Origin of the sequence: Bacillus methanolicus PB1 (assembly GCF_000262755.1) — a bacterium.
GTDB lineage: Bacteria > Bacillota > Bacilli > Bacillales > Cytobacillaceae > Bacillus_Z > Bacillus_Z methanolicus.
The window spans coordinates 100,058-114,453 of the sequence record NZ_AFEU01000001.1 but is presented as its reverse complement, the minus strand read 5'-3'; the positions used below and the strand labels follow the sequence as shown (position 1 = coordinate 114,453).

Genomic DNA, 14,396 nt, shown 5'->3' with positions numbered 1-14,396 from the left:
ATAATTATAATGTAAGGGATTTTACCATCTAGGGGGACAAGAATGAATATCAAAAAAGTTGGGATTGATGCCGGTGGTTCTTTAGTGAAAATCACTTATGAAGAAAGCGGCGTCTTTCATTACAATAAATATCCGATTAGAGAGCTTGCATCTGCTCTCGAATGGCTGAAAATAGTTGCGCCAAATGCAGCAGTGGCTTTGACAGGGGGAAAAGCCGCTATTATGAAGGATCAATTTTTCCCTGAAGGCAAGATTGTTCCCGAATTCGATTCAACTTGTGAGGGAGCCATGTTCTTATTAAAAGAGGCCGAAATCGATACTACCAAGAAATTGATTATTGTAAATATCGGAACAGGAACTTCATGGTTTGTCGCAGAAAAAAACAATTACACTCGGATTTTTGGGAGTGGAATCGGCGGCGGAACGTTGATGGGACTTGGTGCTTTGCTCACAGGCGAAACGGATTTTTCCAAACTGGTTGAATTAGCGTCTAATGGAAATAAAGGGAATGTTGATTTATTAGTCAAAGACATTTATTTTCCGCAGGAACCGCCAATTGACGGAAACTTAACTGCAAGCAATTTTGCGAAGGGTGTTATCAATCCAAATAGTTCTAAAGAGGATAAGGCAGCTGCTGTTATCAACATAATCGGGGAAACCCTTGTTTTATTGAGCATGCAGGCAGTATCAGCCCATGGTGCGGATCGCCTTGTTTATATCGGGAGCACTCTCGCTGGGAATGAACCGCTAAAACAATGCCTTTCTTCCTACAAAAAGATGGTGGGAATCGATCATGTGTTTTTGGATCATGGCGAATATGCCGGTTCGCTCGGTGCGCTCTTGCAATTGTAAATCTTTTTGTTAGATTAGTGCGGTGAATGCTATAATAGTGTGTATTGAACATGATGAAATACTTAAAAGGCGATCTTTTCGAGATCGTCTTATTTTTTCAGAAAAAATAAAGAAGGTGGAGCCATTGAATAAAAGGTTTTTTACAATTGGAATGGCAGGGCATATCGATCACGGCAAAACATCACTAACGAAAGCTCTTACAAACGTTGACACCGACCGTCTGAAAGAGGAAAAAGAGCGGCAAATCTCCATTGAACTTGGTTTTGCACCTTTATATGATGATGGAGAAATTCAAATATCCGTTATCGATGTTCCCGGTCATGAGCGGTTTATCCGCCAAATGATCGCCGGGGTTGCCGGGATTGATTTAGTTATCCTTGTTGTGGCAGCTGATGAAGGCGTCATGCCGCAAACGCAGGAGCATTTGGATATACTTGGTTTTCTCGGAATCAGCAATGGGATTGTTGCGATCACCAAAATTGACCGGGTTGAGGAAGAGTTTATTGACCTTGTCAAAGATGATATTTTAGAAGAGTTAAAAGGGACTGTTTTTGAAAATTTTCCGTTCGTATTGGTTGACAGCCTGTCGAAAAAAGGGATTGATGAGCTGAAAAGTTTGATAATTCATACGTTAAAAAAACAAGAAACAAGGGATGCAAAAGGATCTTTCCGCCTTCCTATTGACCAGGTTTTTACCGTAAAAGGCCAGGGAACGGTGGTAAGGGGTACGGTTTATGAAGGCACTGTTGAAGAAGGACAGTCTTTAATAATTCTGCCGAAGGGAATTGAAGTTCGCGCCCGCCAGATTCAAGTGCATCACCAGCCTGCCGAAAAAGTATTTGCAGGGCAGCGTGCGGCCATTAACCTTTCCGGGGTCTCAAAGGAAGATTTAGAACGGGGAGATGTTCTTGTAACTTCAGAGCATTTCACCGTGACAAAAACGATTGATGTGGCGATTCGAATTGTGGAAAACCTTGAATATGAAGTGAAGCAAAGAACACTGATCAAATGCCATATCTGTACGGCTGAAGTAATGGGACGAATTGTTTTCTTTGACCGGAACGAACTAAAGGAGGAAAAAGGCGAAGTTCTTTGTCAACTACTGCTAGATGAAGAGATTGTTGCGAAACGGGGCGACCGATTTATTTTAAGGCGGCCGAGCCCGCAGGAAACAATCGGCGGCGGCTGGGTCATTGATCCAAACGGGAAACAGTATCGGTTTAGAATGAAAACAGTTGAAGAGCTTGAAAAAAAGAAGGAAGGAACTCCTAAAGAACGAGTAATAAGAGTTTTAACCGAGTCAATAAGTGCCGGGTTACAGGAGCTTTTGAAGGAGACTTCCCTTGATGAAGAAACGTTAATACATGTGCTGGAAGACGAAACATTTGTCATTTATAACGGAAAAGAATATACGTTAGCGTCATTTGTCAATGCAATTGAAGATGAAATTTACGGCCGTTTGAAAGAATTTCACGCAGTGTCTCCGATGAAGCAAGGGGTAAATAAAGCTGAATTGCTGCATATGCTGCAAAAAACTTATCCTCGTACATTAATAAAGCATGTGCTGGAAAGGGGAGTTGAAAGCGGTTTGTTCGGCCGCCGCGGGCAATTTGTATTTCTCGGAGAGTTCGTACCTCATATACCGGAAAATTGGCAAAATCGGGTAGAGAATATGCTTGAGGAATTGAAAACTGATGGCTTAAAGGTTCGTTATTTAACGGATTATATTGCGGGAGCCGGCATTCCTGACAGCCTTGCTGAAGACTTGAAAAAGCACTTAGAAGAACAGGGGTTTATCGTACCGCTCGATGATCATTATTATTGGCATAGCGGTCATTTCAAAGAAGCAGTAAAAAGGCTTAAAGAACACACCGGAACAGATTTTGAAATAGGAGATGCGAAAGAAGTATTAAATTTATCGCGGAAATATATGATTCCATTCCTTGAACGCCTCGACGCACTCGGATTCACAAAACGAGTCGAGAACAAACGAATATGGCAATAAGAAAGGGGTCTGGCCCCCTTATTAGTTTAACGCGTTAAAGCGATGCGGGTCAGGCCCTCAATCTTTTAACGCGTTAAAGCGATGCGGGCCTAACCCTCATTCGATTAATGCGTTAAAGTATTAAAGCGGCGGGCGAATGACCCCCTAATGTATTTTCCTTGACTTTCTTTTTCTGTTGAAACTATAATGGTTACATCGAGAAGGGAAATGAGTAGTAATTAGCTGCTCAATATTTTTTTTATATGGTTGTAACTGATTGTGTTACAGCTAAAACTTCTTGAGAATTTATTTGAAAGGAAGGATAATCTATGTCAATGGTTGTGACAGGAGCTACAGGCATTTTAGGAGGTCTTGTTATTGAACATCTTCTTAAAAAAGTGCCTGCGAATGAAATTATTGCAAGTGTTCGAAATGTGGAGAAAGCTTCAAAACTTGCCGATCTTGGCGTGGAAGTTCGCCATGGGGATTATATGGATATGGAGTCTATGAAGAAATCGTTTGAAGGAGCTTCAAAGGTGCTCTTTATCTCAAGCCCGGATTCTGATAATACCCTTCGTGTCCGCCAACATGCGAATGTCGTTCAAGCAGCAAGAGATGCGGGGATAAAATATATTGCCTATACTGGGTATGCCTTTGGTGAACAATCTCAAGTGCCTCTTGCATTCGTCCATATGGCTACGGAATATGCAATTCGTACGACGAATATTCCTTATACATTCTTGCGTAATTCCCTTTATACTGAAGTTTTTGTCAATCCTGGGCTCAATGCAGCAATAGAGAGTGGAGAATTAGTTACTAATGCAGGAAATGGAAGACTTAATGCTGTGACTCGGAATGATCTTGCACGTGCTGCTGCAACTGTTCTCACTGAGGAAGGTCATGAAAACAAAAACTACAACCTCGTAAACCCAAAGCCTTGGAGCTTCGATGAACTTGCACAAATACTCACTGAAGTTACTGGCAAAAAGGTTGTGCATCGATCTATTGCATTTGATGAAATGAAGGAATACCTCGTAAAAGCCGGACTGCCGGAACCTGTCGCTGAGCTTTCTGCAAGTATTTATGATGCAGTATCAGAAGGTGAGACGGCAAAAACATCCGATGATCTAACTAATCTAATTGGAACCCCGACTTCGCTTAAAGAAGTTGTGAAACAAACGTTTCAAGGATAAAATAACATTATTCTGTAAAAGAGGCTGACTTAATTGTAAAGGGCCTGACCCCTTCAATAGAGTCAGCCCCTTTTCTGCAGGTACTTCTGCACTTAAAAAAATGTAAAGTTCGTTATCATTCAGAAAGAAGGAATTACACAATGAAATTAAGTATTTTAGATCAATCCCCAATCTCTTCCGGAACAACAGCCGCGCAAGCATTGCAAGAATCATTGAAACTTGCGCAAATTGGAGAAAAATTAGGCTTTACTCGTTACTGGATAGCTGAGCACCATGATCTCCCTGGACTTGCTTGTTCAGCCCCTGAAGTCATGTTAGGATACATAGGGGCAAACACAGAAAAAATTCGTATTGGAGCTGGAGCTGTATTACTCCCTCATTATAAACCTTATAAGATTGCCGAAACTTTTAATATGCTTGCAACCTTATTTCCGGGTCGCATTGACTTAGGGATTGGCAGAGCTCCGGGAGGATCTGCTGAAGCTACGATGGCTCTTTCAGATAACTTTTTGGAACAAGTTCGGAACATGCCTGATTCTTTCAATAATCTCCTCCAATTTTTACAAAATGATTTTCCTTCTGATCATATGTTTTCAAAAATTTCTGCTTCCCCGAAACCCGAGATCTCGCCTGAACCTTGGATTCTCGGAACGAGTGAAAAAAGTGCAGTACTTGCAGCAGAAACCGGAACTGCGTATGCATTCGGCCACTTTATGAGTGAAAAAGAAGGACCGAGCATCATGAAAAACTATATGAATAATTTTAAAGCAAATGACAGGCTGCAACGGCCTAAATCAATTGTTGCAGTTTCTGCCATTTGTTCCGAAACAACAGAAAGAGCAGAGGAAATAGCCTTAAGTAATCTTTTGTGGGAAATACAACTTGAAAAAGGTGAAGGAAGACAAGGGGTACCTTCAATAGAAGAAGCAAAACGGTATTCTTTAAATAGCGATGAAAAAAAGAAAATCAAAAATATGAGAAAAAAAATGGTGATTGGTAATCCGCGCGAAGTTAAGCAACAGCTTATCGAATTACAAACTTTATACGAAGCGGACGAAATCATGATTATTACCATTACACATAGTTATGAAGAGCGTATTCAATCTTATAAACTGATTGCTAATGAAGTTTTATAGAACTTTGAGCCGTTATTCAAGTTAACGAGTCTTTAATTTGATATATGAGCCTTATTTCTGATTTATGAGCTTTTATGTCGATATATTAGCCCTCTTTCCTATATATGATTTATAAGCTTTCGCTCCAATACATGAGCCTTCAGAAAAAACTCCGCACATTTTTATAAAAATAAAAAGGAAAGACCGCGAAGTTTTTCGGGTCTTTCCTTTTCTTAATTCCAGGCCTACTCAAGATTTGCATGTCTTCCATACATTGTTTTTGTATCCAAGCCCTTTTTTTCCATGAATCTCAAAATGACTGCATCATAGAACAATAATAATGTTTGCTCGAAAAGGGATCCCATTGGTTGAATAGTTTCCCTTGCTTCTGATTTGTCTTTAGGCGAACCTGGCATTTTAATAACGATATCAGCCAATTGCCCAATGGTTGATTCAGGGTTAATAGTAACAGCCGCGATGGTTCCGCCAATGCTTTTTGCTTTTTGAGCCATGGAAACGAGGCCTTTTGTTTCTCCTGAGCCGGATCCAATAATTAAAATGTCCTCTTTTTCATAGTTAGGAGTTACGGTTTCGCCAACGACATAGGCATCAATTCCCATGTGCATCATCCGCATCGCAAAGGATTTAGCCATAAAACCGGATCTTCCTGCACCGGCAACAAATACTTTTTTTGATTGAAGAATCCCGTTTACCAGTGCTTCGGCTTCTTCATCGGCGATTTGGTTAACCGAACTATTTAATTCTTTTACGATTTCAGATAAAAATTCAGTTGTCAGCATGCTGATCATAACCCTTGTTTAACTAATTTATTAATTTTTTCAGCTGCTGCTTTTTTATCAGTTTGGTTAGCAATACCGCCGCCAACAATGACAAGATCCGGTTCTGCTTTGATAACTTCAGGTAATGTTTCTAATTTGATTCCGCCTGCAATAGCAGTTTTTGCATTTTTCACGACAGCTTTAATTCTCTTAAGATCTTCTAGAGGGTTTTTACCTACTGCTTGAAGATCGTATCCAGCGTGCACGCAAATGTAGTCTACGCCCATTTCATCCACTTGTTTTGCACGCTCTTCTAGGTTTTTAATTGCGATCATGTCAACAAGGATTTTTTTGCCAAGTTTTTTCGCTTCTTCTACAGCACCTTTAATTGATACATCTTCAGCTGCTGCAAGAATTGTTACGATATCAGCGCCATGCTCAGCTGCTTTAGCAACTTCATATGCTGCAGCATCCATAGTTTTCATGTCAGCTAAAACTTGTAAATGAGGGAATGCGTCTTTAACCGCTTTTACAGCTTGAAGACCCCAAATTTTAATAACCGGAGTTCCGATTTCCACGATATCGACATACTCCTGTACCTCACTTACTACTTGCTTTGCTTCTTCGATGTTTACCAAATCTAGAGCTAATTGTAGTTGCATAAATTATACACTCCTTTTCAAAATTTTTAGTTTTTTTATGTTACGTTTATGTAACTTATAATGTACAAGCAATTGTGTATTCTATACCTTCTTTTGCCTGCACACTGTTAATATACTATCTAATATTTTATTTAAAAAGTACGCACTTTATTAACACATAGTATAAAAAGTATACTATTAGGAGCAAATATCAATGGAAAATGTAAACAATACCTGGATCATCCATCATTTTCCATAGATTTTATTAGTATATTATTTATACTATATATATATTTGTAACTATAAGATTAATAAGTGCGTACTTACAAATAAAAAATATACATATTATACTAATATTTGCCGTAACATATGTTTATTTGGAGGTATGAATAGTGGATTCGATGACCTTTGTCTTGTTTGGCGCGACAGGGGATTTAGCTAAAAGGAAAATCTATCCTGCATTGTATAATTTATTTCTGGATCAAAAAATGCCTCAATCATTTTCCGTCATTGGCTTAGGGCGAAGAGATTGGTCGAATGATGAATTTCAGAGGCGCATAGAGCAATCAATAAGGACATTTTCCAGACGTTTCATCATTGATTCATCCAAAATGGAAGAGTTTCTGAGTGCATTTCGTTTCTTCCGACTAGATGTAAATAATGCTGAAGGGTTTAAAAATTTGTTGGAACTTGTTAAACAACGCGAAGAAGAATTGAATATTCCGGAAAATCGAATGTTTTACCTTTCTGTTGCTCCAGAATTTATTGGTGTGATTGCCTCGAACATCAAAAAAAGCGGATTGGGCGCCACAAAAGGGTGGAAACGTCTTGTGATCGAAAAACCGTTCGGGAATGATTTGAAATCTGCGCAAGAATTAAACGAAACACTTAGAAAAGTTTTTGAAGAAGATGAAATTTATCGGATTGACCATTATCTCGGTAAACCGATGGTGCAAAACTTGGAAGCCCTGGAGTTTGCCAATCCTGTGCTTCAAGCAATATGGAACAACAAATACATTGCCAATATACAAATTACGGCCAGTGAGACGGTCGGGGTTGAAGAGAGAGCGGGTTATTATGACCAAGCAGGTGCAATTCGCGATATGTTTCAAAATCATATGCTGCAATTGTTGATGATGACAGCCATGAAAATGCCTGAACAAATCAGTTCTAAAGACATTAGAAATGAGAAGATAAGAGTCATGGAATATCTTCGGCCATTATTGAAAGAAGATGTAGCAAAGCATATTGTTCGCGGTCAATATGGCCCGGGGGAGGTCAATGGTGAACCAGTTGTTGGATACAGAGAAGAACCAGGAGTTGAAGCTCTTTCAACGACCGATACTTTCGTGGCTTCCCGATTATGGATTGATGTTCCCTTTTGGAGCGGTGTGCCATTCTATATCCGTACGGGAAAAAGAATGAGGGAAAAGTGTACAAAAATTGTGATTGAATTCAAGAATCCGATGAAGGAATTATATATTAATGAAAACATGAAAACGGTTCCAAATCTTTTAATCATCGAAATCAATCCTAACGAAAGAGTTTCTTTCCAATTAAATAGCAAGAATCCATTAGATGGAAAAATTGAACCTGTTCAAGTCGACTTTTCGGCTAGCCGGAAAGATGCCCCCGAAGCCTATGAGATTTTACTATACGATGCTTTGCGCGGCGACTCAACATACTTTGCCCACTGGAAAGAAGTTGAATTATCTTGGAAGTGGGTTCAGCCTATTTTAGAAGCATTTGAAGAAAATACCGTTCCTCTCCATCATTATTCATCAGGTTCGATGGGACCGGAGGCTTCGCATAAATTATTGGAAGAGGACGGATTTAATTGGTGGTAGAAAAATCATAAATAAGGATCCTCGTTTTTTAATCGGGGATCCTTTATTTATTCAAAATAATAATATTATGTAAACTAAAAGAAAGTGGATCGAGAAACAAATCTGATACTGAGTAAATAAAGTTCAGCTGAGCATAATAAAAGTTGAAAATTGTATCAACTAAACGAATTTAGGTGAAGTATATTTATGTTTTGGAAAAAACGTAAAACTGGAATCGGTCAAAAGAATAATAATCATCATCAAAAGATGCAAAATATTGCTGTAACGACAGAAGCCATAAAAAATATGCTAGACAACATGAATGATGCAGAAATTATTGAACGCCAATCCGCAAAAGGTCAGAAAGTAACTCTTGTATACATAAAAACGCTAATTGACCAAGAGCGTTTAAATGAAACAATAATCGAGCCGTTAATGCAGGGGTATAATGACACGGTAATTGAATGTATTGCTGCCTCCAAAATAATGAAAATTTCCACATTAGAGGAGGCGCAAAGACAACTTATGTTTGGTTCCGTTCTTATAAAAGACCCTATACACAATCAATGGTGGGCCGTTTTTCTCGGAAATCCATTAAGTCGTGCCATCGAAACATCTGAACAGGAAACCATTTTATACGGAGCAAAAGACAGCTTCAGTGAACAATTAGAGCAGAATATCACATTAATTCGCAGGCGCCTTCCTATAACTGAACTGAAAGCGGAGAAATTTACTGTCGGTTCTTTAAGCGAAACAACTGTTGTACTTATGTACATCGAAGGATTGACCAATCCTGAATATATATCTATTGCAAAAAAGAAAATCTCCGAAATTAATTATGATGTTTTTTTTGATTCGTCTCAACTTGCCGCTTTTATGGAAGATCATCATTATAGCGTGTTTCCTCAGTTTCAACAAACCGATCGCCCGGATGTATGTGCTTTCTCATTAAGTCTCGGTAAAATTACAATTTTGGTAGGCAATACACCGTTTGCATTAGTTGCTCCAATCACTTTGTTTCATCTGTTTCAATCTCCCGAGGATTATATCAATCGATGGCTTGTTGCAAGTTTTTTGCGTTTAATTCGGTATGTCAGCTTTTTTCTTTCTGTGGTGTTGATCCCGGTCTATGTAGCTGCAACGACTCATCATTATCAGGTAATGCCGCTGCAAGTTCTTTCTGTTTTAGTTGAATCGAGAAGCAAATTGCCTTTTAGTCCATTTTGGGAAGCGTTTTTTATGTTATTAACGATCGAAATTATTAAAGAAGCAAGTCTAAGGATGCCGACAAAATCAAGTCAAACATTGGGAATGATCGGCGGCATTGTTATTGGACAAGCTGCGGTAGAAGCCGGTTTTGCAAGCAAACTGTTAATTGTTCTAATGGGTATTTCGGCCATTGTTTCGTTTTTGGTACCTAACTATTTAATGACGAAAGCAAACACGTTAATTCAATTTGCTTTTCTTCTGCTTTCATCTTTGTTGGGGATTCCCGGAATCGCGCTTGGGATGATTGTCATTTTTGCCCATCTGAATGGTCTTACTTCATTGAAACAACCTTATTTTGCACCGATAGCTCCATTTTACTGGAAGGATTGGATTGATCTTTTTATTCGCGGTCCATTAACTTGGATGAAAACCCGGCCTGACCATTTACATCCCCTGCAGAAATGGCGTTACGGCCAAAGGAGATGATGGAGTGAAAGCATTTTTGTTATTTGATCGTGCTTCAACCTTTGACGGCATTTATGTTATGTTCATGGTAAACCGAATGCAAATGCTTTATTTTTTCTTACTCATGCCTTTGTTTTTGGTTCATCCATATATGATTTGGGGCATAATTGCCGTCGGGTATTTATCTCAAATCATTCTCATCATGCTATCCAAATGGTTGGCTTCAGATTTTTCCGCAAAAGGTTATCAAGGATTTGTACAACTTTTTGGTGAGCGAATGGTTCGTTTTTTGGCTATTGTCGGACTATTTTTCATTTTGATCAAAATAACCGTCATTACACTTGGATATGCGGAAATGGTTCATCAATTTATATTCCCTTCGATGAATCCAACTTGGATGATAGTTTTTCTATTTTTCGTTAGCTTGTATGTAGCCGTACAAGGAATAGGGAATATGATACGCTTGTTCGTGATCGCATTTTTTTGTACGATTTGGACCATTTTTTTATATATTCCTTTTTTCTTTCCGCCTAACGCTTCTCTTTATGATTTATATCCTTTAATTCCGGCTGAGTGGCCGATGGATTCCTGGAAAGGGCTGCTGCTGCTTTTATCATCTTTGTCAGGACCGGAGTATTTGATATGTGTGGCTCCTTGGTTAAGACCGCAGCCAAAGGTACTGAAATATTTGACGATAGGGAATGCGATTTCTGTTCTGGAATACTTGATTGTGTTTATTGCATCGTTGCTCTTTTTTGGTTCAAATTACTTGAGCAAAAGTAATTTTCCTGTGATCAACATGATTCGATATTTGCAATCACCCTTCATTGAACGAATCGATATCATTTTGCTTTCTATATATATGTTTCATTTTGTCATCGTGATTTCGATTCTTATCTTATTCTTTTATGGAGCCGCTCGAATTATTTTTCGGAGATTACAAGAACAAACAACTCGAATCGGTTTTTTGGCGAGCTTTATGACGGTTTTTGTATGTATCGTCCTTGCAAATGAATGGTTTTGGAAAATAGAAGAAAAGCGGAGCATCTTGCTTGACCTTCAAATATGGTCAGGGTCATTAACGTATTTGTTAGTTCCGGCATTCCTTTTAATTGCCGGTAAAATAAAGGGGCGTGTCTGAATATGGGACAAATAAAACGGATTCTGTTTATGGCTTTATTTATTAGTATGATGTTGGCGGCAGGATGTTCCCCTTTTTTAGAAAACAATATAATCGAAGAAATAGCTCCTATCACGTTTTGGTACACGAAAGAGGGGGAAGATGGAGAGTTGAATATGACCACGTTAATGCCGCCGCTCTTGAAAGAAAACAAACGTCCAATTACACTTAAAGCCGACCTTGTGAGAAAAGGGGCGCAGGACTTTAATTATAAATATTTTCGTGAATTAAAAGCCGGGCAAATTCGACTGTTGTTCATCGATGAAAACTATGCGAAAAAAGGGATCATGCCGCTGATTAATATGTTAATGATAGAGCCTGATATTTCTTCGCGCCTTTATATCGCCATCGTGAAAGGAGATTTTGAAGACTATATAAAACATCAAGTGCACGAGCAAGAAAACCTTGATTATTTTCTTTATCTTATGTTTAAACACTATGAGAAGAAAAGACAAGGTGAAATGACGATCATTAACATCCACCAATTTATGAAAAATTTATACTCTCCATATTCCGATCCGATTCTGCCGGTCTTCAAGGCTGACAAAGAAAATTTCACATACGCAGGAACGGCGCTTTTTAGCGATGACAAATTAATTGCAACTGTTAGAAACATAGATGAGCATATTTTCCAACTAATTAACAATGACCACTACCTGAAAATTCTTCCAATAAAAACATTATCTGTTGTCTTAGGAGAAGTTCGCTCAAGTGTTCATATGCATTGGAAACGAAAATTTTCTTCATTAACAATCAAAGTTGAGCTGAGTAGCGGAATTAAGGAGTACCAGGGAGATAAAAATATATACGATGAAGATGAATTTGCAGATCTTAATAACGAAATTGAGTCGTATCTGGAAAAACAAACTACTGAATTTATGAAGAACCTGCAAAAGTGGAGAGTGGACCCGTTTCAAATCGGAAAACGCTCACTGACTCCGTTTGCGAAACCGCTTAGTGAAAAGCAATGGTTAAACCATTGGGAACAATTGGAAATTAATGTTGATTATAAACTTTCTATTCAGCCTTTGCTAGAAAAGGAAAAATAATTATGTGAATTTTTTTAAAACAAAAGCAGATTCTATGCACAGATCTGCTTTTTTCGTTATAATTTAAATATAACATGATTTGTCCGTTATTAGTTCTTGATCGATATTGGATAATTTTTTCAATCAAAAATGGTTCCTTTTATGAGTAACTTTTGTTGACAATATTAACTGTAAACAATAAAATTACAATTACTTTCTGAAGAAACACAGATTTTTTCTTTCATTTTCATAGTTTGCTATTTTGGTTCGATGTACGGTACTAAGAACTTTTTGCGAAGACATTAATAATATATAGTAAGGGACGGTGAAAAGTAATGTTAATTGTGCCCGACAACAATCAATTTGAAAGCGGAGATTGGGTCAAAGGGAAAACGAGAAACGGTGAACTGATTCGCGGTTATATTGAAAGCATAGATTTTTTACAAGGGATAGTAAAAGTACATGTTGTTGAATCTGATAATAAAAAAACGATCGGAAAACAGGTCGGTGTGTTAATCAATTGGATTGAAAAGTTACCTGTTTCAACGGAAATTAATGAGGAACAAATTTTACAATTAATTGACCTGGCGTTATTAACAAAAGATGAACAGTGGTTTAATGATTTATCTGTGAAATTGGATTCACATAAAAAAGCTTCCAAGGAGAATGCAAAAAAAAATCATGATAACCCAATCAACAATAACAGAATTGGGAAATTTGACGCAAAAGGCTGCTAACGAAAAGCAGCCTTTTGAAGTTTTTTAGATTCAAAAATTTTCATGCTTTTGCAGCGGTTAAACGAAATGCGGCCTTTTGAAGTTTTTTAGATTCAAAAATTTCGGTATGGCAGCGTTAGCCTAACAGGGAACAGGCTTCAGGCTTTTCTTTATGCACGTATTCGTTAACGTTTTGTTTCCTGGTCAACATCACTACTAGAAGTAGTATCGTCTAAAGCTTTATCCTTCTTACTTGATTGACTTTTATCCTGGGCGATAGCACTACTAATAGCATTTTCTACTGCATTGCTGTCTTTTAGAGCAACCGCCGATCGCTGTACATCATTAATGGTAGTTTGCTCTGGGTTTTGATTTTGAGTGATTGTAAGATAAAGGTTAATTTGAATAGGGAACTCGGCTAACCTTTCGGTAATTTCTTCGCAGATTTTTTTGCTTAATGATTGATGCCACGACGGAGCTCTATTTGACGACTCATCTGCCGGCTCAGAAAACTTCTGAAGTGGCGACCCCGGAAGCCTTTTGAGAATATTTGTGCTGCTATCGGACTCCCGCCTGCGTACATGACGTCTGTGAGGACGACCGTGCCTCAATTCCTTTGTAATCTTTTTATATTCAATTTCATAGTCTTTACCCAACTCGATTCACCTCTTTCCCCTTTATGTATGCACCATCCCCACCAAACATGGCGGCAAGGATGGGCAGTGCATCCGTTAATCCTCTAGACCGACTTCCTGGTCATTAACAAAATTTCCTTCAGCAGCATTACTTTTATCTTTTGCAAAAGCAGATTCTTCACTTGCCTTGCTGCGATCTTGAGCAGTGGCACTGTCATCATTATCCTGGGCAATATTGCTGCCATCATCAGCATTTGCGTTGGAAGTGTCAGTGTTAGTGCTGCCTTCAGTTGCAGCGCTGTCATATTGAGCAATTGCACTGTTCTCATTATCTTGAGCAATAGCACCTTTGCTAATTGCATTGTCAACTTCAGTGCTATTTTCAGTTGCATTGCTATATTCTTGTGCAACTGCGCTGTGATCATTGTTCGTTGCAGCATTACTACTATCGTCTGCAATTGAACTGTTTTCAATATCGTTATACAGAATTTGTGAAGGATTTTGAGTTTGGGTTTTTACATCCTTCCAGCTTTCACAGCAATCTTTCTTGTGATCATCCTTCTTGTGCTTGTCCTTGTCCTTCTTGCAATCGTCCTTCATGTAATCCTCTTTCTCGTAATCGTCTTTGTGATCATCTTTCCATTTGTGATTTTTAGACAATTTGGATTACCCCTTTCTTTTAATGTAATATATCCTATTGCTGCTAATATGGATATGTTTGGACAATCCCCAGACAATGACAAAAAAAGGCTAATATTTGATTCTGTTTTTTG

General features: G+C 38.4%; 13 protein-coding genes. 9 read left to right on the top strand and 4 right to left on the bottom strand.

Features of this window, described 5'->3' with window-relative positions; genetic code table 11:
• The first annotated feature begins 42 nt into the window (after positions 1-42).
• From coaW to PB1_RS00425, 4 genes are all read left to right on the top strand, one after another.
• Positions 43-852, top strand: a complete 810-nt coding sequence (gene coaW / locus PB1_RS00440; protein ID WP_003350059.1) for a type II pantothenate kinase — start codon at positions 43-45, stop codon at positions 850-852.
• 124 nt (positions 853-976) lie between these two features.
• Positions 977-2,857: a selenocysteine-specific translation elongation factor gene (selB, locus tag PB1_RS00435; RefSeq protein WP_155816359.1), complete on the top strand. Its 1,881-nt coding sequence runs from the start codon at positions 977-979 to the stop codon at positions 2,855-2,857.
• A gap of 308 nt (positions 2,858-3,165) precedes the next feature.
• A complete protein-coding gene (locus tag PB1_RS00430) occupies positions 3,166-4,029 on the top strand; it encodes an SDR family oxidoreductase (protein ID WP_003350057.1) in 864 nt (287 codons plus the stop codon).
• A gap of 140 nt (positions 4,030-4,169) precedes the next feature.
• Entirely contained in the window at positions 4,170-5,165 is a 996-nt protein-coding gene (locus PB1_RS00425; protein WP_003350056.1) for an LLM class flavin-dependent oxidoreductase, read from the top strand.
• A 224-nt stretch (positions 5,166-5,389) separates the two neighbouring features.
• Here PB1_RS00425 and hxlB read toward each other — a convergent pair whose 3' ends face one another.
• Positions 5,390-5,944, bottom strand: coding sequence for a 6-phospho-3-hexuloisomerase (hxlB, locus tag PB1_RS00420; protein ID WP_003350055.1), 555 nt, complete (start codon positions 5,942-5,944; stop codon positions 5,390-5,392).
• A 5-nt stretch (positions 5,945-5,949) separates the two neighbouring features.
• Positions 5,950-6,585 carry a 3-hexulose-6-phosphate synthase gene (gene hxlA / locus PB1_RS00415; protein ID WP_003350054.1) on the bottom strand — a complete coding sequence of 212 codons (636 nt, stop codon included), beginning with the start codon at positions 6,583-6,585 and terminating at the stop codon, positions 5,950-5,952.
• A gap of 371 nt (positions 6,586-6,956) precedes the next feature.
• Between hxlA and zwf the strand changes: the two genes are divergently transcribed.
• The 5 genes from zwf to PB1_RS00390 all read left to right on the top strand — a co-directional run bounded on the left by zwf (position 6,957) and on the right by PB1_RS00390 (position 13,009).
• Complete coding sequence (zwf, locus tag PB1_RS00410; protein ID WP_003350053.1) at positions 6,957-8,411, top strand: glucose-6-phosphate dehydrogenase; 1,455 nt, start codon at positions 6,957-6,959, stop codon at positions 8,409-8,411.
• A gap of 186 nt (positions 8,412-8,597) precedes the next feature.
• Positions 8,598-10,085 carry a spore germination protein gene (locus PB1_RS00405; RefSeq protein ID WP_003350051.1) on the top strand — a complete coding sequence of 496 codons (1,488 nt, stop codon included), beginning with the start codon at positions 8,598-8,600 and terminating at the stop codon, positions 10,083-10,085.
• 4 nt (positions 10,086-10,089) lie between these two features.
• Complete coding sequence (locus PB1_RS00400) at positions 10,090-11,205, top strand: GerAB/ArcD/ProY family transporter (protein WP_003350050.1); 1,116 nt, start codon at positions 10,090-10,092, stop codon at positions 11,203-11,205.
• Positions 11,206-11,207: 2 nt separating this feature from the next.
• Complete coding sequence (locus tag PB1_RS00395; protein WP_003350049.1) at positions 11,208-12,293, top strand: Ger(x)C family spore germination protein; 1,086 nt, start codon at positions 11,208-11,210, stop codon at positions 12,291-12,293.
• A 314-nt stretch (positions 12,294-12,607) separates the two neighbouring features.
• On the top strand, positions 12,608-13,009 hold the full coding sequence (locus PB1_RS00390) for an IDEAL domain-containing protein (protein WP_003350048.1): 402 nt from the start codon (positions 12,608-12,610) through the stop codon (positions 13,007-13,009).
• A 164-nt stretch (positions 13,010-13,173) separates the two neighbouring features.
• On the opposite strand, the gene PB1_RS00385 is transcribed toward PB1_RS00390, so the two are convergent.
• Positions 13,174-13,644 (bottom strand): hypothetical protein, encoded by a 471-nt coding sequence (locus PB1_RS00385; protein WP_003350047.1) that lies wholly within the window; start codon positions 13,642-13,644, stop codon positions 13,174-13,176.
• 75 nt (positions 13,645-13,719) lie between these two features.
• The gene (locus tag PB1_RS16510; RefSeq protein ID WP_003350046.1) at positions 13,720-14,283 is read right to left on the bottom strand and encodes a hypothetical protein; all 564 of its coding nucleotides are present in this window, start codon (positions 14,281-14,283) and stop codon (positions 13,720-13,722) included.
• Positions 14,284-14,396: the final 113 nt, after the last annotated feature.